Source organism: Pedobacter borealis DSM 19626, from assembly GCF_000708285.2.
GTDB lineage: Bacteria > Bacteroidota > Bacteroidia > Sphingobacteriales > Sphingobacteriaceae > Pedobacter > Pedobacter borealis.
This window is the reverse complement of the sequence record NZ_JAUG01000054.1, coordinates 1-22,359: the sequence shown is the minus strand read 5'-3', so window position 1 is coordinate 22,359 and position 22,359 is coordinate 1. Positions and strand designations below refer to the sequence as shown.

The 22,359-nt window shown below is 40.1% G+C and carries 14 protein-coding genes; 1 reads left to right on the top strand and 13 read right to left on the bottom strand.

The genetic code is table 11. The annotated features are described in order from the left end of the window. Positions 1 to 7 precede the first annotated feature (7 nt). The 7 genes from AW17_RS14795 to AW17_RS14765 form a co-directional block, all read right to left on the bottom strand. A complete protein-coding gene (locus AW17_RS14795; RefSeq protein ID WP_051691865.1) occupies positions 8 to 973 on the bottom strand; it encodes a phytanoyl-CoA dioxygenase family protein in 966 nt (321 codons plus the stop codon). Between the two features lie 114 nt (positions 974 to 1,087). Beyond that, positions 1,088 to 3,763, bottom strand: coding sequence for a glycoside hydrolase family 38 N-terminal domain-containing protein (locus AW17_RS14790; RefSeq protein ID WP_036670050.1), 2,676 nt, complete (start codon positions 3,761 to 3,763; stop codon positions 1,088 to 1,090). Positions 3,764 to 3,816: 53 nt separating this feature from the next. Continuing rightward, complete coding sequence (locus AW17_RS14785) at positions 3,817 to 4,632, bottom strand: sugar phosphate isomerase/epimerase family protein (RefSeq protein WP_029277704.1); 816 nt, start codon at positions 4,630 to 4,632, stop codon at positions 3,817 to 3,819. Between the two features lie 3 nt (positions 4,633 to 4,635). Next, complete coding sequence (locus AW17_RS14780) at positions 4,636 to 6,024, bottom strand: sugar porter family MFS transporter (protein WP_029277703.1); 1,389 nt, start codon at positions 6,022 to 6,024, stop codon at positions 4,636 to 4,638. 45 nt (positions 6,025 to 6,069) lie between these two features. Next, positions 6,070 to 8,745, bottom strand: a complete 2,676-nt coding sequence (locus AW17_RS14775) for an ROK family protein (protein WP_029277702.1) — start codon at positions 8,743 to 8,745, stop codon at positions 6,070 to 6,072. A gap of 1 nt (position 8,746) precedes the next feature. Then, a complete protein-coding gene (locus AW17_RS14770) occupies positions 8,747 to 9,487 on the bottom strand; it encodes a GntR family transcriptional regulator (protein WP_029277700.1) in 741 nt (246 codons plus the stop codon). A gap of 596 nt (positions 9,488 to 10,083) precedes the next feature. Further along, positions 10,084 to 12,231, bottom strand: a complete 2,148-nt coding sequence (locus tag AW17_RS14765; protein ID WP_157280319.1) for a glycosyl hydrolase family 95 catalytic domain-containing protein — start codon at positions 12,229 to 12,231, stop codon at positions 10,084 to 10,086. An 813-nt stretch (positions 12,232 to 13,044) separates the two neighbouring features. Here AW17_RS14765 and AW17_RS14760 point away from each other — a divergent pair. Continuing rightward, the gene (locus tag AW17_RS14760) at positions 13,045 to 13,911 is read left to right on the top strand and encodes an AraC family transcriptional regulator (RefSeq protein ID WP_167343684.1); all 867 of its coding nucleotides are present in this window, start codon (positions 13,045 to 13,047) and stop codon (positions 13,909 to 13,911) included. A gap of 391 nt (positions 13,912 to 14,302) precedes the next feature. Here the strand turns inward: AW17_RS14760 and AW17_RS14755 are convergent, their stop codons facing one another. The 6 genes from AW17_RS14755 to AW17_RS14730 all read right to left on the bottom strand — a co-directional run bounded on the left by AW17_RS14755 (position 14,303) and on the right by AW17_RS14730 (position 22,030). Further along, positions 14,303 to 14,734 carry an L-rhamnose mutarotase gene (locus AW17_RS14755; protein ID WP_029277694.1) on the bottom strand — a complete coding sequence of 144 codons (432 nt, stop codon included), beginning with the start codon at positions 14,732 to 14,734 and terminating at the stop codon, positions 14,303 to 14,305. Positions 14,735 to 14,740: 6 nt separating this feature from the next. Beyond that, on the bottom strand, positions 14,741 to 16,300 hold the full coding sequence (locus tag AW17_RS14750; protein ID WP_029277693.1) for an SLC5 family protein: 1,560 nt from the start codon (positions 16,298 to 16,300) through the stop codon (positions 14,741 to 14,743). A gap of 14 nt (positions 16,301 to 16,314) precedes the next feature. Next, positions 16,315 to 17,487 (bottom strand): enolase C-terminal domain-like protein, encoded by a 1,173-nt coding sequence (locus AW17_RS14745; protein WP_029277692.1) that lies wholly within the window; start codon positions 17,485 to 17,487, stop codon positions 16,315 to 16,317. Continuing rightward, positions 17,488 to 18,381 carry an aldo/keto reductase gene (locus tag AW17_RS14740; RefSeq protein WP_029277690.1) on the bottom strand — a complete coding sequence of 298 codons (894 nt, stop codon included), beginning with the start codon at positions 18,379 to 18,381 and terminating at the stop codon, positions 17,488 to 17,490. Positions 18,382 to 18,409: 28 nt separating this feature from the next. Continuing rightward, positions 18,410 to 20,728: a hypothetical protein gene (locus AW17_RS14735; RefSeq protein WP_051691863.1), complete on the bottom strand. Its 2,319-nt coding sequence runs from the start codon at positions 20,726 to 20,728 to the stop codon at positions 18,410 to 18,412. Positions 20,729 to 20,980: 252 nt separating this feature from the next. After that, complete coding sequence (locus AW17_RS14730) at positions 20,981 to 22,030, bottom strand: hypothetical protein (RefSeq protein ID WP_029277687.1); 1,050 nt, start codon at positions 22,028 to 22,030, stop codon at positions 20,981 to 20,983. Positions 22,031 to 22,359 lie beyond the last annotated feature (329 nt).

Here is a 22,359-nt window from a genome sequence, read left to right as displayed (position 1 = left end):
TTTACTATTACAAATCGTACAACTTCTTATAATCGACTTTAGGGATTGTTTTTCCTAAAGCATCTAATTCCTTATCTCCATCAAATAAAAGGGGAAAAAACTTACCATCAAGCTGTTGATCCTGAGGCATTGGAGGAAAGCTGCTTAAGGCTTCTTGTCTATGATAACCCGCCGTGTTTCCAAGCGTATGGTAACTCATTGTATTTAGGACTGTTGCCCTTCTCGGCCGGTCGGAAGTATTGGCATAAGAGCCATGCATGGTAAGCGGATGATGAAAACTGGCAAAACCTTTTGGCAGTTCGTTAGGCACCCGCTTTTCAAAGGCCTCCAATTGTTCTTGATTTAATATTTCTCTTACCGCATCCATATCTCCGGTTAACCCGGTAATAGGAAGTAAACCCCAGTTGTGGCTTCCCGGAACAAAGTAGAGGCAACCGTTTTCGGTATTGGCATCATCTAATCCGATCCAACAGGTGAGGTGGTGCATGGGTTTGGTAAATGTCCAGTAGGAAAAATCCTGGTGCCATGCCACTACACCGCCGTGTTTAGCAGGTTTGCAGAACAGCTGGTCGTGGAAAATCCTAAAAGACTGACCCAACAATTGGTAAGCTGCCATGCGAAATGCCGGTGCCCATAACAAATCATGAAATCCTGATGTTAAACGCCAGGCACCGATTGCATGAAAGAGTACTTTGTTAGGGTCTTCAGATTCATTGCTTTCATAGTGGTAAAATAGTTTTTTATCTTCTTCGCTTAATGATTGTAATTTTACAAGTTCTGCATTGAGCAGATCTACCTGTTCTTCAGATAGAATTTTAATCCCTTTAACAAAACCATCCTTTTTAAAAGAAGCAATCTGTTCTTCGGTTAACATGTATTGTTCCCACTCCTTTGCCGTTTGTGGCTGAACAAACATGGTACTGATCGGATGGCTATAATCGGCTAAATCTTCAGAAAAAATTAAATTTCCCATAATCGTTGTTTTTAAAACTTTATAAAAAGGTTATTATTTGATTTAAAACATCTTCTTTTAGTAGACATGATGTCTCAGCTTTTTTAGTTTTTATACTTATATATCGGCCTGCTTTTATTTCAGTATAAAACTGGCAGGAGCATATCTGTTCAGTGGAAAAGCGAGTTTGCTATTGGAAACGGAAAGTTGTTTTCCTTTTACTTCACCACGAAGATTTACCGGCGTGGCTTTAGTATAAGCTGATCCTTTGGGCAAAGTGACGGTAACATTTCCCGAAAGGCCTCCCTGCTCCCACAGCCGCAAAACAGTTCCGTTTCCATCGGGATTTTCGCCAAAAGCAGTTACCAAAACACTACCACGTGAAATAGCCAAGCCATCCTTTTTCGCCGCCAATTTCCCTGCTTCTCCTTCAGCAATTCCTGTCAACAATGGCAAACGGGCTTCCCAAGAATTTTGAACCAGGTTTGGTACCGTTGAGGTCTGCTTATCAACTGCCCATATACGAACTTTTTCACTCCATGAACCCTCTTGCCATAGTGGGAAATTAGTATTCCACATGTTATTATAAACATTGACAAATACCGATGGTATTTTAGGTTCATGATCTAAAGAAAACTTCCATAAACCTGGTTCTCCCAGGCTAATCAATGGAGAATCCATTGGAGATAGCGCAACTCCGGACTTATCTGATGCAGTAATTGAAACACCGGAATTTACGGCCATCAAATATTTGTTGGTTCCCTGGATAATGTCTGTGGCAGGATTTACCGGACCACCCAAACGGCCAACTGTAAAAGTAGGCTGTTTAACCGCGAACGGGAAACAAAGCCACCCCCCTTCTGGTTGTTTATCAGGTGTTTTACGATCAACAAACCATTCTACATCTACGTAAGCTGTATTACGTGGGAAAGTAAATGTTAAGGTATAATGTTTAGCAAAGCCTTTAGGGTCAACAGCAGTTAAAGTTGCAACATCTTCAATATCTGAATGAGAGACAGAAATTTTCCAATCATTTGGTGTAAAAGTTAAATAAGGTGCTTTTTCAGCATTGATCATTCCAGGTTTACCAAGGTCATTTAAGCCCCAACCGTCTTTTACCCTGCTGTAGGCGTTAAACCATTGATCTACTTCCTTTGTACTGAAACGCTCATGCAGAAACTGACCGATGACATATTTTGATGATTGATCAACTAATTCCCGGCCTGTCTTTTTTTCTATCAATGAAGCTATTCCACCCCTGTTTAAGTCGAAAACAATTTTAAAATAAGGTGTACTGAACACAGATTGCGTATCACTTGTAAGGGTTAATTCTTTTAAATCATTTTGAGCATAAGAAACATAACCAGAGGCTTCTATTTCTTTAACATAAAAAGATTTGCCCTTTTCCCATGGGTTTTCAATGATCCCTGATCTTTTCCAGGGTAAGGGATTATAAACGACTAAACGTTTTCCGGCTACATTTACCGACTTTGCAAGCAGATTAAGGTGAGCTTTTAATTCATCCCCTACAATTTTGTTTGTATTCAGGATATACTCACGTTTTTTGTCGTACGAATTCAACCATTTTCTTTTACTTCCTAGTTTTGTATTTCTCGAATCGCTATTTTTCAGTTTCGAATAATCGCCATTTTCGGGAATAGGTTCTGCTTCAGCTTCTGCCAACCATTTTTTCCAATCATCACCATAACTGTAACGTGGGCCATACTCTGCATTCATACCCCATGTATGTTCGGCATACAACAGGCTTTGCTCGTAAGATTTTGCAAGTTTTCCGGAAATAGATCCACTTGCTATACCCCAAATTCCCATTTGTGTATGTAGTCCATCAAGCACCGATTCTAATGGGCGGATATTTCGTGCAATCTTAGTTTCCTGAGGATTTGAAAGTAACCCTTGAATCCAGGTATCGGGCGTATCGCCTTTAACTGTAGGCAGCTTGGGGTTTTCAGCCAAAACTGCTTTTGCAAAATCATCAAGGGTTCCAAAATGGATTCTCACTCCCGGCATCTCCTTTTTTGCATAGGCTAACAATTTATCAATTTCTTTCTCAGAGGGTGGCCCGTGGTTATCTCCCGTCATTTGCATGGCCAGATAATTCTTGCTTGGCCAATTTTTGGTGGGTTTAATATCAGAACCGTACAAAGCCGTGTAGTTACACAATATCTTCGAGCCATCGGCACCTTCCCACCAGAAAAGCTCAGGAAATCTTGGGTACTGGCTTGCCGGATTACAGCCTAATTGTAAGAATTTTATGCCTGCGTGATTCAGTAAAGTAGGCAATACCCAGGAATGGCTTGGCACATCAGTCATTTTCGCGCTGATGGTTAGCGGAAGTCCGTAAGTTCTGTTAATTAGTGATGAATAACCAAGTCCGCGGACCAGATCTTCATAATCCAATGATTCGGTATGGGTGGTAAATGGAAGTCCGTGTACCACAATTGTCCCGTCTTTGATCGCTTTTCCTATCCTTGCTTTGCGCTCAGCATCTTGCAAAGGACCCAATATCTGAGCCTGTAATGGCCAGCCAGGAACCGTCCATGCAAATTGCTTTTCTTTGGATTGCGCGGTGTTTTTTTCTATTACACCTAAAGCTTTATCCATCATCTCTTCCCGGTAACGTTTAAAAACATTTTCGGGCAGATCAGTGAAGCCTAAATCAAAGTGGGTTTTAAATACCACCCACACATCCGTTACCTTCGAAATTTCCTGATTATTTTTCTTCTGATCTTGAGCAACTGCGATTGTTGTGAATAACATCACAACAAAAAGCATCTTTATTTTCTGTTTCATAAAAGCTTAACTGTTATCCTAAATACATTCTATAATTTAAGAAGATACCCTTCTTATTTACAATATCTCTCTTTGAGTAACTGCATCATATACAAATTGATATCCCACTGATTGGCTACCGGCATATTGGTTGTGGGTAAATGTACCATATATGGAGCAGGACCAAATTCGGTGGTAATTGTTAACACCTCCTGTTTACCATCCTGATATGCTTTTACAATGGCATCCCACCAGTTCAAATGAACATTCAATTCGGTTTTAAACTCTGGCAAGCGCGGATCTATTACCTGTGCACTCTGCGAATGGCCTACTCTTGAATGGAGGTGTTCTACCTGTTTACATGCCAGTGCAAGCGCCTCCTGCTGATCTTCCAATAAACTTTCGGCTACATTACACCAATGAGAAAAATCGGCTGTTATTTTTAAATCCGGAAGTCTTTTTAAAAAATCATGTGTTACATGTGCTGCAAACAATGCTTTGTTGCGGTGCGTTTCATGACAAATCGTAATTCCGGTTTCCTGGGTAATTGCATTGGCAATAGCAAACAGTTCGGCATTCTGCTCAAAACTGAAATAATCTTTCCCCGTTTGTGTATTTATTTTTACCGGTTTTACCGAAGCATAAAAGCGTAAATATTTTGTATAACTCGCTTTATGTGCTTCAAAATCCTTTTCGAAAGATTGATAATATTGCGCAATCAAAAACAGACTATGTTTTTTCAGTGCAGTTATCATTATACTTTGCTCATCTGAATTTTCAGAAACAGGAGCCTCAACACCATCGTATCCTGCCGCTTTTACCTTTCGGCAAAACTCATCCCAATTGATATTTTCGGAACCCCAGCGTGGGTAATAGAATTGTACTTTCATGATCTATTTTATTTCTGAATTCCAGGCTTTTTCAATTTCTTCCAGGCTTTTGCCTTTGGTTTCAAACAATTTCTTCTTGGCATACAAAAAGGAAAGGATACAGAAGAAAGAGAAGATAAAAAAGGTGGTTGCGATACCCAACCCATCTCTCATAATGGGGAATAACATGTTTACAACCCAATCTGAAACCCACATGGTCATAATACACATGGATAAAGCTGTTCCTCTGATGTGGGTGGGGAATATTTCTGTGGAGATGACAAATTTTAACGGGCCAAGCGAGAATGCAAAGAACAGTAGAAACAGAATAATACTAAATAACATGAACCACCCGGTGATATTCATTAAAAAGCAAACCCCTGTTAAAGCCAAAGCCCCTGCTGCACACAATGAGCCGATGATATATAAGGGTCTGCGTCCCCAGGTATCTACTTTTGAAATGGCGATAAAGGTAAAAAGCACATTGGCCGATCCCAAAATTACCTGATAAAATAAGGCATCGCTGGTAACAATACCTGCCGATTTTAAAATGGTAGGACCATAAAAAATCACCCCGTTAATTCCGCTGAACTGCGATAAGGCTGTAAGAATGGTTGCCAGTGCCAACAGTTTACTTAAGGGCAAACGCATCAATTCTTTATAACCGCCAGATTTTTGACTGGCCATTTCTTTAATGGAATCGAGTTCTAAACGGCCTGTTTCGTTTCCGTTTATTTTAATTAGGGTGTTTAAAGCCTCTTCATTTCTGCCGTATTGTACCAGCCAGCGCGGGCTTTCGGGCACAATTAACAACAACAAACAAAATGCTGCTGCCGGAATAACCCCAACAATAAACATTCCGCGCCAAACGTTTTCAACAAATAACCAGTGCAGCACGCCCTCGCCAGCACCTGCATTGGCTGTGGCGTAACGTTGCAAAAATAAATTACTGATGTAAGCCGCTAAAATACCAATGGTAATGGCCAGCTGATAAAAAACGACTAAACGACCTCTTTTTTGAGAAGGTGCTACTTCAGAAATATAAAGTGGAGATACATTAGAGGCCACACCAACTCCCATACCGGCCAGAACGCGGAAGAAAATTAATACAGGATAGGCTTCTGAAAATGCGAAACCAACGGCACTGATTAAAAATAATATGGCGGAGACAAACAATACCTTTCTTCTCCCAACTTTATCGCTGAGGTAACCCGAAAAGGATACTCCGACAATACAGCCCAGCAAAGCGCATGACACAAACAGTCCCTCCTGTGCGGATGACAATCCATACTGCGACTTTAAAGGCTCGATAATACCGCTGACGACGGCCATATCAAAACCGAATAAAAAACCTCCTAATGCTGCAATAAGCGTTATCAGGAAGATAAAATAATTTGTTTCTTGTTTTCTCATAATGTTTGGTTATTTGGCTGTTTTTATTTAGTTATTTGGTTAGGTTCAACAACAATCTTCTTTTACATAGGCAACTACCAAAAAGGCTTTTTGCGTTCCTGAGTACCGAACAGTATATTCTGTTACTGCTGCAGGTATTACAAATGTTTCAGCATAACTGAACTGGCTGGTTTTATCACCGACAATCACCGCTACCGATTCACCTTCAACCAGCATGCAGATGTGGCATTGTCCATTTGTGGCAATAACTGTTTCTCCAACAAACTCATATCGGTCTACCGCGTAAAAATGTTCCTTATGTGTTGAAAGCGATACTTTCCTTCCTCCATTCCATTCGGTTGATACCTGTTGTTTAGAAATCAGCTCTTGCGGAACGTAATCGCCCTTTCGATCGAAATAAAGATTCTTAAAAGCGTGTTCTATATTAATGGGTCTAGGTTTACCGTTTAAGCCCAATCGCAACCAATCGTACATTTTGAAAGTGAAAATATATGGCGTACTGCTGATCTCCAACACCATATTATTCTTTCCAGATGCATGGACCGTTCCATTTGGAATGAGAAACAGATCGTGTTTTTGTGCATTAAATTTCTGCACGTATTTTTCGGCATCCATTTTAATGCCCTGGTTTTGTGCATCCAGTAAAGCAGTTTTAAACTCTTCAGGATTAATATCTTCCTGAAAACCCAGATAAACTTCGGCGTCGGGTTCACAATCGAGAATGTAATAGGTTTCATCCTGTGTAAAATTTTCACCAAAATTCTCTTTGATATAGGCCTTACGCGGATGGCATTGAATCGAAAGATTTCCGCCATCATAGGTATCCAGAAAATCAAAACGGATCGGGAATTCTGTTCCAAACCTTGGGGCTGCTTTTCCTAAAAGTTTCGTATTATTATAAAACAACAGAAAATCGAATGAGACTTCGAGTAGATAGTGATTACCTTCGATAACAATTCCATTTTCGGGCGTGATCAGTTCAAAAGACCAGGCGTAGTTTATTTCTTCCTGGTTAAGTCCTTTGATATGCTTTTTCATCCAGTTTCCGCCCCAAATGCCCGCTTCAAACCAAGGCCTTGCGCGAAGCGGCTGTTCGAGCATTTTGTGCAAAGTATTCCTAAAATCATCACCATGCATCCATGTAATTTCAGTCATGCGCTGTTCATCAACAATTATATCCATTTTGGAAAGCAACTGCTGTTTATGTTTGTTCAACACAGGCCAATCCACAAAATATGCCCGTTTATACATCTGGGGATTATCAGCGCGATCTGTACAGCCAATATTTTTCGCCGTACCGGCCCTCATCCTATATTGAATTTCATTTTTGGGCAGATCTACATATAGCAATGGCCCTTTCCAATTGGCCAGTCCGGCGCCCGTTCCATAGAGAATGCACAGATCAACAGATGGATCGGGCTGGAGCATCTCCAATTTTTGCACATCAAAAAAATCAGACAGGTTGCCCTGATATTTATTCCCAAAAACCAGATCGGCACCATTTAAATTGGCACTCACCATCGCATCGATCTCCTGAGTAGGTTTGAGACAGGAATTGATATCGTACCAGAATACTTTTCTGTTTTTCGAAAGCAAACATGCATGTAACTGTGTCCTGAAATCCTCCCATAAAACGCCTTCAAAACCGTCAATGATGATCGTTTTCTCCTGATCTATTTTATCGGCCAGCGTATCAAAACCAGCGTAAACCTGAGCATCTGAATGAAATGATGGAAAAACATTATAACCCGGACCGTTAGCTACAAGAGCATTTAAGGGTAAAACGGGTTGGCTTGTTTCTCTTTTTAATTGCTGATCAGTATCCATGTAAATATTTGTTTTTTTGCCCGCAATAACAGCGGCTCCCCTTAAGATGCATTCTTCGGTATCACCGCAGAAAGTAATTTTTATTGTTTTATTCAGGTGTTTTAAGCTTTCTTTCAGTGGCGCAACAAACAGTGAACTGGCTTTTGCTATGTTGCCGCCAATAACCAGTTCGTCACATCCGAACCGCATTAACCAGGTATGTAAAAATGCGCCGAGGTTGGTGCCGAATTGCTCGAAAATAGAAAGTGAAAGATCTGTGTTCATTAAGGCAATTTCTTTAACAGATGCTGCTTGTTTACCACTTAATGTTTTGTATTCATTCAAAAACCAGCGTACCGAAAAGTAATCATCGGCTTTGGCATCCAGAAAAACCTCATCGTAAAAAGCGCCCGAAACAGGTAATGATGGATCGCTGGTAAGCAAGACTCCATTTTCCATAAATGCAGAGCCAAAACCAGTTCCCAGTGTTAAAAAAACTGTCTTTTTACTATTCAATTGGTAGCGGTTATAGGTTCCCTCAGCAAAACAATGTGCATCGTTTGAAAAAACAAATGGTGTATTGCTTAGGCCGGTATAATCTGCCAGGGCCTGTTGCAGATGGATCCCGAATGTCTGTTCAAATTTTCCGCCTACGCCTGCTATGGCACTAACACCTTTCTCATAATCAAAAGGTCCGGGAAAAGCAATACCAACAGCATCGGGCGTAATTCCTTCTTCCAGCACTTCTCTAATCCCATTACCAATAGTGGCTACAATATTAAAACCTGTATCCAAAGCATCGAGATCCTTTCTTACCAAGCGTAAAGATGCCGGCAATGGGTTATTTACATCAATCATACTTACCGTGACGTGACTTCCCCCTACGTCGATCCCAATTTTTTTATTGTTTGCCATTTTACACCGAACGTTTAATCTCAATACTATAAGTAAACCAATCGTTGCGGTAATAGCAGATATTGTACTCTATAGGTTTTCTGCCTGCATCGAGCACCAATCTTTTTCTTTCCAGCACAGGTAACCCTTTTTTTATTCCAAGCAAACCGGCTATTTCTGCTGTAGCTGCTATCGCTTTTATTTCTTCCTGTGAGTACATTGGAACAATATTGTGGTCCATATCCAGCAAATCGTATAAAGGCTTTTTAAAGTCTTCATCTTCAGAAAGCCCGATACGGGGATGAAAATATGAGTTGAAACAGACCATGGGACCATCATCGATACTGCGGATACGTTTAAGGCAGATTACATCGGCATCGACCTCTATCTGCAGATATTTCGATACTTCTTCGCTAGCCTTTTTTTTCTGCACATCGAGTACGAGATTTTTAAAAATCAATCCCATATCTTCCATTTCATGCGTAAAACTCGTCCAGTTGGTGAGGTTGGTGGTTATTTTTCCTTGCGTAACCCTTGTTCCAACTCTCTTTTTCCGCTCCAGTAAACCTTCGTTTACCAGATTATTAATGGCCTGCCGAAGTGTATTTCTCGATATTCCCCATCGCATGGCCAAATCCGTTTCTTTTGGAAATAGTTCTCCATTAGCAAACTCAGGAAGCTGAATTAATTTTCTCAATTGCTCCTCTGCCTGAAAATGCAGGGGTATTTTACTATCATGATCCAACTGAGATATTTTGTTCATATGTTCATACATATTACAAAATTATAATATTTCACCATATTTCAATAAAAAAAATAAGAGCCTGTTTAAATTTTATTATAAATTATTAGTATGTCAGTCTGTCCAAAGGACTCCTGTGGAGAGCGTAGTCGAAGACCCGTTTTTCGATATATTAAAAGCAATCGACTCCGCTACCATTAACAGACCTCCATAGAAAGGTCGTCATTGCGAGGCACGAAGATAACCGAACGAAAGCGAGCTCATGAATGCCTTTAAAAACAACTGCAAAAATGAATAATCTTAATGCGCACGCTAGTAGCGATCGTTGTAAGATTGCTTCGTCGGCTGAAAAAGCCTTCTCGCAATGACGATTCCTCGCAGCTTACAATCCGCTAAAAATCCTTATGTCATTTATATTGATTTTTACAAAATAAATTACCCCTCAGTGTGACAAAAATGTTAGATAAGTAAAATAATTGTATCAAATTTAAACAAACTCTAAACTACTTAAATATCTTTTCATTGGCGTTGAATATGAAGCAAGCCTTATGGCACATTAATGGAATAGAAAAGAAGCTCCTTCAGGAAAATCTTTACGGAGCTTCTATCCTGAATACTTATAATACCTGTAATTGTATCACTTCGTTTATTTTAGTCTTGAACGAGATCTTATCCCCTTGCAAGCGCTCCGATTTTTTCCCATTTCTGATCACGAGTACTTTCTTGTTTGGCCATGGGTTGACCAATACACAGGTTTTCCCTTTTTCACTAACGATGTTAACATTGGAAATGATTTCATTTTTGCGATTAGCAGAAACCAGAAAAGCGCCCCACGCCCTGATATTCTCGAAACTCGCATTCTGTCCTTTTGGTAAGCCATTAAATAAACGGATTACATTGCCCACACTCATGCAAAGCATTTCGTTAAGCGCATTGGCCACAGTACAGCTGTTTTCAATCCCGTGTGGATTATTTAACTGGAAACCGTTGGGATAAGTATGCTGCGCATATTTGCGCAATTCATTTAAAACAACAACAGGATCGTATCCGATCCGGATTGCCGCCATAAAAAAACTACTGCTGGTATTCATATCCTGCCAGCGTTTCATCTCATCAATGGTATTGTTGGCAACAGTTAGCATTTCAGGGTTGCTATCCAGATTAATCGCATTTGAGGGATAAATATGCTGTATACCCAAGCCGTTGTCAGGCCACCAGTCTACTCCCTGCTCTGTATAACGGAATATTTTTTTGCCGTTGCGCAACTGTGTAGGGAAGTCGCTCAGCCGTGCTAAAATATCCTTCCATTTCCCTTGTCTGTCTGCGTCTATTTTTAAAGAAGTACTTAAATCTACAATCAGCTCAAACGCATTTCTAACCAGTCCTAACGATAAAATCGGGTTTTTATCATGTCCTGAACCTTCATGGATGGCATCGCCATAAATAACATACTTGTCGTCTTCTAGTTTTAGGTAATCTTCCCAAAAATCTACAATGGCTAGTGCATATGGATATATTTTTTTACCGTATTTTTCATCATAGGTGCAGCGCCATTGCTGTGCCATGTTAAGCAGTCCATAGGCCGCGTTTGAACGTTGCCCAAAAAACAATCCGCCCTGTTCAATATCTTTACGCTGCAGGTAATTTTTCGAAGGGAAGTCTCGGGTAACTTCAATGCCCATTGGCCCTATACCTACCGGATACAAAATCCCGCGGGCGTTACTGATATTTTTTGCATACCACTTTCCTCTAGGTATAAAATCAATAAGCGGCGCATCATGTGGTTCCGCCTGTGCTAAACGGTTGGCTGCATACAATGCATAAAAAGGAGCCTGGAAATTATAATTTAAATGATAGTCACCGTTCCATGCTGGTTTATCTGTAGTGGTGAAACCGAATATCCCCGGCGGGAATGTCAGATCTCGGCTGCAAGCGGCCATGGTATACTGGCCCTGTTGATAAGCTTTCATCAATATGGGATCTTCGATGGTGATGCTTGATTTTTTCCAATAGCACTCCCACCATGCATTGTGTTTATCCCATACCGGTTTAACCGAGTTTTCATCCAGTTTAGCTATCCTCTTCAGTACATCATCTAGAGGTGCTGATTTCTTAAATCTGCTTTCGATAGCGAGCGCTACTACTATCTTCTGCCCCGACTGTAAGAGGATAATACTATCCCGGTGATTGATTGTTTTTAAGGCTACAGACACTTCGGTCTTAATATCAACGCTATCTTCAAACGAGCGTGTAAGCCAATAAACATTGTTGGTTTCGCCTGTTTTCAGTTTTGCTTGAGGGTTTTCAGGAGCATTCAGGCGAACAGATACCTTAGCTGGTTTTTCAGATGTACTTAATTCTATAAAGATCAGGTTTTCGGTTGCCGATACCCACGACCGTGCTGTTAAGCTTTGTTTGTCTTTTTTTAACAAACAGGAAGTAACACCGTTTTTGAGCAACTGCTCTGCTGAAAAGTTATCATCCGTAAAACCTTCAGTTTTAATATCCAGAAAACCAACCACACGTGGCCCTGAAAGTCCATCGCCTTTTGATTTTAAACGCCAAAAATCGTTCTTTGAAAGGTAATACCTTAAGCGGCCCTCTTTAAAACCAACGCTCATCGTTACATCACCGTTACCCATTAGCGGTGCATCGATCGAAACATCATTTGGTGTACGGCTTGGCGGTTTTGTCCAAATGTTCTGAGACCACCCGCTCAGGGAGCATATTATCAATAAAAAAGCAGCACTTAATACCTTCATCATTCAATTATTTATCCAAAGCTACTGCTATTTGGTCATTGCTTTTCATCATGCCCCTAATGAGGACAGCCCTCATTCACTAACTTACTATTTGATAATGAGAATCGTTTTCGGACAAGAGGAAAGTTTGAGGTAAATATGCTTTTCGGTTAAATGGCTTACAATCTCCACATTCAGGACAATTGCAGACATACCGCTTTCATTTAATACCAGTTGTCCTTCTGTTAAGGATTCAAATTCGTCGATCGACAAATCCCTATTGATCCTTATTCCCGAAGGCATAACACTTTCTTCTATTTTCTCGTCGGGCTTATATATATCTTGCTCTTTTCATCATTAGGGGGTTAAGTAAAGGAAGAAGTAGACGTTTCCTGAAGTTCAGGTAAGCTTATTTATCAGTTAACAAAATGTAAGCAGGACGTATTCATCCTGCTGCATTTGCCAAAACGGCCACCGGGATGGTTTATTTATTTTTCCTTAAAGTTGCTACAAGGAACCGGTACTGAAGATAAACCACTCTTAAAACCTCCGGCTTTTATCTCTGACCAGAGCTAACTCATATTGTGGTAAACCCATATACATAGCGCCCAGCGCTTCTAAATATACTTTCAACAATTTTTCCATAAATTATTCATTTGAATTTCAGTTTCAATGATCTTCCCTCCTATTGCTAAAACTCAGAAGAATAACTTGGCACAACTACCTTTAATTTGATCTTTTGTAATGTTTTTTTTGCATTTGCTTATTTTCCTGAATATATTAGGGTATATTTATATAGATCAAACGCCCTCGGTTAACCAAAAACAACTAACCAACATGCAGTATATTTATGAGAACTTCACTTTTCCGCCCGATCAATCCTTTACGGTGCGGTCGGAAATGCTGGAAATAAAAAAATATGCCTCATTAAAATCACACGTTAATTTTGAAATCGCCCTGATCGAAAATTGCTGTGGAAAACGTTTTGTAGGCGATAATATTGAGGACTTTAGTGGAACAGAGCTTGTTCTTTTGGGCAGTTATCTGCCACATTGCTGGCAATATTACAGTACCATTGATCCTAATGTTGAACCCAAGGTGATTGTTTTGCATTTTTTCCCTGATTTTTTGGGAAAGGATCTATTAACCAAACCCGAGGCAGCTGGTTTGAACGAACTTTTCAAAAATGCGGCAAAAGGTATTTTATTTACAGGCGCAACGATTGGGAGAGTCAAAACAATCCTGAACCAGATGTTATCTGAAACAGGCCTTTACCGTGCGGGCCTAATGCTGCAGCTTTTAGATGTGCTTGCCGGATCTGACTCCTATAAAACACTCTCTTCGCCTTCATTTAGTATTGTCGAAACTTCGAACGAGGCAAACAAAATTAACCGTGTATTCGATTATATATTTAAAAATTTTAAACAAGATATATCATTGAACGATGTGGCGGATATCGTACCTATGTCTACAGGTGCCTTCTGCAGGTTCTTTAAACAAAAAACCAACCGCACACTAGTAGAATTTATTAAAGAAATAAGGGTTGGGCACGCAGCCAAATTGTTAATGGAAGGCAATTATAATGTAACGGAAACCTGTTATCAAAGTGGTTATAATAACATTTCCAATTTCAACAAACATTTTAAGGATGTAAAAGGCTTATCGCCAAGGGAATTTATCAAACAATATAAAATCAGCGCTTAATTTATTAACCTGAACTCGATTAATAACATGCCCTTTTAAATACTTCTGTAGATATTTTCAACTCACTGCCGTCACCCTGACCTGTAGCGCAGCGGAAAGCTACGCAATAAACCGAGCCTTAAGCGAGCTCACCGAAGGTAATTTATTTCAGGGTCTATCTAGCAGGAAGGATGAGGTTGTATCATAAATATAGATTTGTCATCCTGAGCTTGTCGAAGGACCTGTTAAATACGCTTTAAAGTGTTTCGACAAGCTCTCCGTAGGAGTCCTTTGGACAACATGACAACGTCTGAGGCGAAATCGCCTTTATGATACAACATCATGACGATCGCGTTAGGGAAATGAATCCAAAAATTGATCACAATGTGTAAATATAATCGAACTAAGGTTATTAGTTACTGAACTTATAAAAAGGAATAACCTCAACCCATTTCTGCCCTGGTAAAGTGCCATTAACGCCCTTCTGATAGTTATTCATTAATTTATTCCATTCGGCGCAGCGTGGGCTAAAAGATTCAGACAACTGGCTCATTTTATTTAGATCGGCACCTTTTGGAAAAGTAACCCGCATTACAATAAGATCGTTAAAACGGTATAGGCTAATGCTTTTAAATCCAGCTTTTTTAAACCCTCCCTCTACCTCTGGCCATATATTCTTGTGATACTGCAAGTATTCCTGCAATTTTTTTTGATTATCAACCGTGTTCACCACAAATACTTTTTCGGCATATTCAACCTCTTTACCTTCATGACCCGGATAAGAGCAGCCTAAAAAGGCACATCCAAAAATTACGCATATAACCAGAAGGAATACATTTTTCATTTTGATTTAGTTGAAAAGTAAATAAATAAAAATCATGATCACTGCCAGGCAGAGCCACCTTAACCATATTGGTTTTGAGCTGTCGGCTACCTGAGTTTTAGTTTCGAGAAGTGATGGCTGTACCTGTACCACTGGTGGTTTTGTAATTAATGTTAACACCACAATAACAACACTTAACGCCATAAATATATAAAATGATAATAGCAAAAAATGTGGCCAATATCCTTTGTATGGATAATTTAATACGTGACAGGTACCTAGCACTAAACAGAGGAAACCTCCGCCATAAAGCACCGTTTCTACTGAAATGCTGTTTACACGCTTCCAGATGACTCCGGCCAGAAACACTACCGCCAATGGTGGCGAAAGAATGGAAACAAGGCCCTGGCTTAATTCGAAAAAGTTTTTGCCCGAATAAGAAAAAAGCATAGCAATACCAACCCCGGCAACTGCAGCCACAATGGTAATCCATTTACCCATTTTTATCTGTTGTTTCTGAGTAAGTGGTTTAAACTGCGGAACAACATCCAAAGTAAAAACGGTACAGAAGGCATTTAGACTCGAAGATACCGTATCTATCAAGGCAGCAATCAATGCGGCAATGCTTAAGCCGAGCAGACCATGCGGCATCAGCCTTTTAATCATGGTAATATAAGCCGTATCAGGCTGCGCCGTATCTTTAAATAAAACATAACACATTACACCTGGAAGAATAAATATGATCGGCATTATTATTTTAAGCGTGCCGATAAACAAAGCTCCGTATTGTCCTTCTTTTAAATTTTTCGCGGCCAACATCTTTTGCACAATAGTCTGATCTGCACACCAATAATAAATTGCGACAACCGGATAACCTAAAACAATCGACACCCATGAGTATTCCGGGTGTGATGCCGGCAGAAAAAGTTTCCAATAAGATTCTGGTGTCTGGTTAACCAAAGCATCTATGCTTCCAATTTTCTGAAAACCCAAAAAGGTAAGTACGATAGAAGAAATAATAATAATGATGGATTGAAAAATACCGGTACGTACCACCGCCTTCAAACCACCAATAGCGGTAAAACTTGTTGCCACAAATGCGATTATGATAATTGCGGTAAATAACGGACAATCAAATACCCCTGAAATGAGCAGGCCTCCGGCATAAAGGGCGCTTCCAAGCCATACCACCAATATCGAAATCAGGCTATAGATAACCAGAAAATTATAGGACCGGTTACCGAAACGGATCTTTAAAAACTGTGGGATAGTAGATATTTTGGCTTTAAGATAATAAGGCAGAAAAACCATGGATAATAACATTAAAAATATCCAGGCCAATAATTCGAAATTACTGCCCACAATGCCATGTGAAAAACCAATGCCAGCAAAACCGATCAACATCATCGGGCCGGCATTTGCGCTAAACATAGAAAAGCCGATCTGCCACCATTTCAGGCTTCGTCCACCTAAAAAAATATCTTCATCATTTTTTCCCTTTTTACTAAAGCGGAAGCCAACAAAGAATAAGACGAGGGCGTAAAGGCCCAAAATTAAATAATCTATATAGTTGAATGATAAACTCACTTCTGGTTCTTTTTTTACATGGATACAACGGGGGCATATTTCGGAACATCTTGTTGTTCCCATAACTGCTCCCGGATGATCTTATTTTCTTTTTTACAATATTCCCAATCAATCCTTACCGGTAGTCCTTCTATTTCAGGGAGAAAAAATCTGCCGTTCTTCCATTGCGGCTTAACCAGAAAATATCTTTCCAGTCCATACATAATAGCATACAGGTATTCAATCATGGCATTGTTGTTCGCGGTGGTCATTAAGAAGGTTGAATATAGCGAATATCCCCCCGAAGAAAACTGTAGTTTTTCTGTTTCGCAAAGATCTCTTATTTCTAACCATTCTTTAATGCCGCCCAACTGCGTAGGAACAGGCTGCAAATGCTTCACTCCGCTATTTACCAATGTCCTGAAAATTTTCGAGGTTCTTTCTGATTCCCCATAAGCTATGGTAAGAGCGGTTTTACCACAGAGCAACTCAATCTGATCGTAAGCGGCCGAATGGATCGGTTCTTCCAGCCAATGAATATTTTCTTCTCCAACGGCATCGATAAATGTAAATACCTGGGCACAAGACCAAATCTGATTGGCATCTACAGCAAGCTTAATTTTAGGCCCAAGGAGGTTTTTTACAAATTTTACCCGTTCTATATCTTCATTCAACTTCTTCCCAAAATCCTTTCCCACCTTCATTTTGTAACAATCAACCCCAGCATCTATAAATAAGCCAGCTTCTGTTTCCAATTCTTTCAGGCTATAATTTGTTCCCCCACCGCTTCCATACATTTTCACATCGCTGCGAAGGGCTCCTATGTATTGGTGTAAGGGAACTTTTTTGCGTCTGGCGGCTAAATCGTACAGCGCCATATCAATCTGGCCCAGCAAGGCCGAGGCGGCTCCCTTAAATCCTTCATTCCGGATAGACCAGTATAATTTTGGATAAAATTCCTGATAAGGCATACCTTTACTATGGAATAATATGGGAAACAGGCATGTCTCCAGTATATTGGTATAGCTGTTGTATATGGGTGCCTCTCCAATATTTCCGTCTGCATCCTCAATGGTAATAATGGATATCGAATAGTGCGGGAACGGGCCCATAGTAGCATCCTGAAATGGAGTTATGGCTTTAACCTTTTCTAAAACCCTTATCCGAATCTTTTTTATATCAAAAATCTCGTTGTCTATATTATACATCTATCGTTGATTTAGCGTTTTAAGTACCTCAGCATATACTTCTGGAGACAATCGACCTTTCTCTATTGCCTTAATTGTATCTGTTAACTGTTTTTTATCTGTTGCGCCCATAACCACTTTAAACTCCCCCTCAATTGTAAAAAGAAATCGATGGGCCAGTTCATGGAGCGGCATATGGTACTTCTCGGCAATTGTATTTATCTTTTTAGCCTGTGCTACACTATCCAAATCAAGCCAATACGGTGGAGAGGCTGTAAATTCAGAAAATTTAGCCCCAAGAAGCCCCATATTCAAAGGGCTTGCCGCATAATATGTTTTATTGTTTTGGGCGCAAAAAGGAATGATCGTATCCAAAGCTTCAATATTGCAGGCATTAAGCTGGTTAAAGCCCATAATTACCTCGAAGAGATCTGATTGAAGATAGGGTTCTAGCCATTGCGGCGGATTTCCGCCTAAGCCAATTTTTTTTGCATAACCCATATGCTTAAAATATTCCAATTGCTTTAAAACTTCTTCTATATCGGACTGAATAATAGCATCTGGATCATGAAGAAAAAGGATATCGATAGTAGGGATTCCAAGTGTTTCTAAGCTGTTTTCTACACTTCTCAACATTCCTTCAGGGCTAAAATCATAGTCACCATCGTCAACAGCATAACATTTCTTACGCCCAACTTTGGTGCTGATCTGTGGGCGCTTACCTTCCCATAGGCGGAGCACCTGCCCCAATATATCTTCGGCATCGCCATATGCCGGTGCCGTATCTATGGCTTGAATGCCTTGTTCGAGCGCTGAAAAAATGGTTACAGCCGATTCCTCAGGTCGAATCTTCCCCCAGATCCCGCCCAAGGCAGCAGTTCCCAAAATTACATTGTCTATTACTGAGCCTGTCATTATTTAATTATTGACAATAATATGTTACCTATAAAACTGTAATGCCGTTTGAAGGGCTAATTTTTACCTGAATGGTTTCGCCTGCTTTAACCTTAACTTTAGGCCAACCTAAAAATGCGGTATAGCCCATCGGCTTTAGTTTCTCTTTTTCTGTTTCTGCCATAACCGATACATCGGCGTCATATTGGGTAGAATTTTGGAGCTTTAAAATCATCCCGGAACCATCACCAGACAGGAGCTGGGCATTAACATGATCAAAAACGTACAGCTTCTTCGTATCCACATTCAGGTAAATTCCCGGTATTTCGAGGGCCATCAGCATACCGTTTGTTTCGGTCCAGGAATTACGTGTTTGTATAAAGTTACCAATACTACCCTTTCCTTCCGCATCGCTCAATTGAATCCTTTCCATGGAAGAGCCGATCAGGTAATTGGTTGTGATATGTCCGGGCATATTTATTGCCTCGGCATGGGCATGCTGAATATCCCTGATCAGGTCGGCATACAGCACATTTCCCGTTGCCCTGAATAACTTGAAGATATAATCGCCAGAGGCCGTACAGATGCCTGGGGCAGCATGTTTGTTTTGAATACTTGCCCAAATGGCACCAGCCATATTACTTTTTAAACCTCCAATTGCACTTTTTGGTGGAAAAACCGGATCGTAAGAAAATACCCAGGATGCCCCTAGTGCCACCTGAACCTCTGCCCGGTCTAACCATTCCTTTTGTCCGGTGTAATAGTACAGGGCCATTAATGATTCTAAAAACCCAAATGTAGATTCAGCATCTGCATCCTGTGATATGTCGCCGCAATGCCCCCCGGTTAATCCCTGCTTTTCTACATCTCTTTTGTAATAAAATTTTGCAGCATTTGCCGCTACCTCCATCCATTCTTTCTCCTTGAAATAATCGGAGGCCATAGCTAAACCTGCAGGCACGATTGCTCCCCCTGTTGAATTATATACAGCAATTTCTCCGGTTTCGGGAACAATGTACTGTCCAAATTCACCATCCTTTTTCCAGGTACGGACAAAAGCCGCAGCCAAATTTCTTGTGGCGTTTTCCCATTCAGGCTTAATACTGGCGCCATAACCCTCTGCCTTTAACAATAACAGGTGTTTGGTTAGCCAGAGCAGTGCATCTGCATTCTTTCGCACCATGGCTTGTACAGGTTTAAAGTTTGGTGACATTTTTTCGGGGATAAGCTCACCTGTTGCCTTGATCCCTCCAAAAAAGTATCCGCTTTTCCCCTGGAGTTTAGTTACCACAAAATCCAGTTCGGCCATCACTCTTTCCCGTTCCTTTTTATCATTCAAAGCCAACATCGGATAGGTATTCATCATTCCACTCACCCAGCCCAGCTGAAAATTTTTATTATTTTCTGGCAGATAATAAGAACCCGCTTCTACCTGCACAAAATTGCCCTTGCATATATTGGTAGCCAATTCAAAAGTTTTGCTCATTGGCAATAAATTGCGCGGATGATTTAAGCCTGAAAGGCTTTTGCGCACTTTCATAAATTTCTTTAAGAGTGCCGGGATATTTTCGGCATTAAATACATACACCCTGAACTTCAGTTCCACTTCATCGCCTTGTTTCCAGTCTGGAGCAAGATCTCCGCTTAGATGAAAATCGCCAAATCCCGCGGCCATTTTGCGCACAGCAGGTGCCGAAACACTGAACGAGCAGCTATCTTTTTTTGCAGTTTCACTAATCGTTAAGCCGTTGGCACCCAATTTTGTCAACTGCTCGGTAAGCACAATAAAACCTTTCTTTTCTGTCTCTGAATAAAAACACATGGCTGGAGTCGCCATATTACCGCTCTGTAGCTCAACAAGTGATGCTTTTCCATCTTCAATAGAAAGCCTTGGATTATTGGAGATGGTAAGCGGTACCTTGGGATTGTAATACATATCCTTTGGATAATCCGGATTATAACCATTACCGATTGATCTATATCGGTTGCTGTTATATACCGCAGCGGGAACAAGCACATAATTTTTAGGGTTCCACTTGCTAAAATCGAATGAAACAGCCACTGCAGTAGATTTTGCCACACCGCTATTCAATCGGAAGGAAGCAACCGCTTCTATAACATCCCGCTGCTTTGGGGGACTTGTTGTTTTAACCTCCAAAGCCCAGCTGCCTGTTTTAGTTTGAAGGAGATTTTTATGAAAAATATGTTCGCTTAATAAATCAGTTCCGTTAAATTCTTTCACTGACATTTTTAAAGAACCGTGTAAATTCTTCAATAATTGATTAACCGGTTGTTGAGCAATAGAAGGAACACTAAGGCTTAGCGTAAAAAAACAGATCGACCATACTTTTAAGTTCTTCATGCTCATAATTAATTTCGTCCCTGTAAAGGTTCAATTTTGGCAAAATCTAAACTACCCTTAACTTAACTAATACCTATGTTTTTTTCGCAAATGCCCCATAAAGCAAAAGCCTCAAAACTGTGCTACCAAAAAAATCAATCTTTAAACAATTGATTATGATGGCAGCACAGTTTTTCGGCTTTAAATAAAAAAATAAATCCTCGAAAGCACTAAAGTTTAAACAGCTATCAAATAAAGACTCCGCTAACTGTTTCGGTTTTACAGATCTGTTGGTTTGTAATAATTGTCAGTTTTGATAGGAAGCGCACTTTTCGCAATCATTGCCAGGTATACATTTCCCGTTACTACTACTGCGCCCCTGTTATCTGAAGTTGGATAAGTCATGCTTGAATCGTGGGAGAAGCCAATCATATGGCCAATTTCGTGTATTGATTCGAAACAGATATTTCTGGTCATATATTTTTGTAACAAGTACTCGGCCAGACCAAAAGTGCTGCCACCTCCTAGGCCCGAAACGTTCACCACAACACCACAATTCAATGTAGGCATATTTAGGATATTATTAAAAGCCTGTTGTTTCTGCTCAGTTGTCATTAAAACTTTATTATTATCCGTGATTGGCTCAGCCAAAAATACTTTCTGGGTTGTGTCCGCCTGGAGCATATAAGCCAAGTTAATCAGCAAACCAGTGAACCTCCTTACGTCTTTTGCATTAATGTTCTCCTTCCAGTTATTCGTGGGGTCGTCATTAACATCAAAATCTTCGAACTTAATTTTCCATTTCAGTTTAGCCAGTGATTTAAGCTTTTTGATCAGTTCTGTATCTCCTGTGAAATCAAAGGATACCTTTTCGGCTGGAATACCTGTAGTTTTATATTGTGCTAAATCTACTTCCTGTCCTTCAACATTCAAAAATTTGGTACTCCCTTCTATAAAAGAATATTTAATCTCCTTGACAGCATGTGCCCTGATCTTTCCGATCTTGAAAAGTCTGATCGGTTTTGCCTGCCCTTCTACAGTCATCAATATAGTGGCATCAGTAATATCAACCGGCGCAAAATTAGCCACCTCTATTGTGGTTGCATTTATGGCTTTCACGCGCAAAACTTTGCCAATTTCATACCGCCTTGCTTCTGAGGTAAGCTGTGCCATAGATTCTCCGTCTGTAAACATCAAGCTGGAATTGCTATCGCTGTCAAAATTATATACGGTAGTTGTGGTTGCTGGCGTAGGAACTTCAGGCTCTGTTTTGCTCTTCTTGCAGCTAACAAATAAAATAATCAAAAATGGAAGAATAAGTTTTTTCATGGGTAGGGTTTTTAGGTTAAATGTTAATCATTAGGCTAAATTTTTGTTGAAAATATTTCACCACGATAAAGATTCAATGATATCAAAAACTAAACTACCTCAAATTTAACCAAAACCTATGCTTTTTTGATCGTGGAGAATGGATACTATAAACCTAACGACCTGAGTTCGATAATTATTTGCTGAAAATTATATCTTATTTACGCCTAATCCCGCTTTATCGTCCTGCTGAATTTATTTCAGCATCTTTTTAGCGTGAAAGACCCTGAAATAAATTCAGGGTGACGACCGTCTTAACAGAAAACTTGATTAAAACGCCACAAAATGAG

Excerpts from the sequence above, each read along its gene's own strand:
- AW17_RS14795 (WP_051691865.1), bottom strand. The coding sequence starts at position 973 with ATGGGAAATTTAATTTTTTCTGAAGATTTAGCCGATTATAGCCATCCG.
- AW17_RS14790 (WP_036670050.1), bottom strand. The coding sequence starts at position 3,763 with ATGAAACAGAAAATAAAGATGCTTTTTGTTGTGATGTTATTCACAACA.
- AW17_RS14785 (WP_029277704.1), bottom strand. The coding sequence starts at position 4,632 with ATGAAAGTACAATTCTATTACCCACGCTGGGGTTCCGAAAATATCAAT.
- AW17_RS14780 (WP_029277703.1), bottom strand. The coding sequence starts at position 6,024 with ATGAGAAAACAAGAAACAAATTATTTTATCTTCCTGATAACGCTTATT.
- AW17_RS14775 (WP_029277702.1), bottom strand. The coding sequence starts at position 8,745 with ATGGCAAACAATAAAAAAATTGGGATCGACGTAGGGGGAAGTCACGTC.
- AW17_RS14770 (WP_029277700.1), bottom strand. The coding sequence starts at position 9,487 with ATGAACAAAATATCTCAGTTGGATCATGATAGTAAAATACCCCTGCAT.
- AW17_RS14765 (WP_157280319.1), bottom strand. The coding sequence starts at position 12,231 with ATGATGAAGGTATTAAGTGCTGCTTTTTTATTGATAATATGCTCCCTG.
- AW17_RS14760 (WP_167343684.1), top strand. The coding sequence starts at position 13,045 with ATGCAGTATATTTATGAGAACTTCACTTTTCCGCCCGATCAATCCTTT.
- AW17_RS14755 (WP_029277694.1), bottom strand. The coding sequence starts at position 14,734 with ATGAAAAATGTATTCCTTCTGGTTATATGCGTAATTTTTGGATGTGCC.
- AW17_RS14745 (WP_029277692.1), bottom strand. The coding sequence starts at position 17,487 with ATGTATAATATAGACAACGAGATTTTTGATATAAAAAAGATTCGGATA.
- AW17_RS14740 (WP_029277690.1), bottom strand. The coding sequence starts at position 18,381 with ATGACAGGCTCAGTAATAGACAATGTAATTTTGGGAACTGCTGCCTTG.
- AW17_RS14735 (WP_051691863.1), bottom strand. The coding sequence starts at position 20,728 with ATGAGCATGAAGAACTTAAAAGTATGGTCGATCTGTTTTTTTACGCTA.
- AW17_RS14730 (WP_029277687.1), bottom strand. The coding sequence starts at position 22,030 with ATGAAAAAACTTATTCTTCCATTTTTGATTATTTTATTTGTTAGCTGC.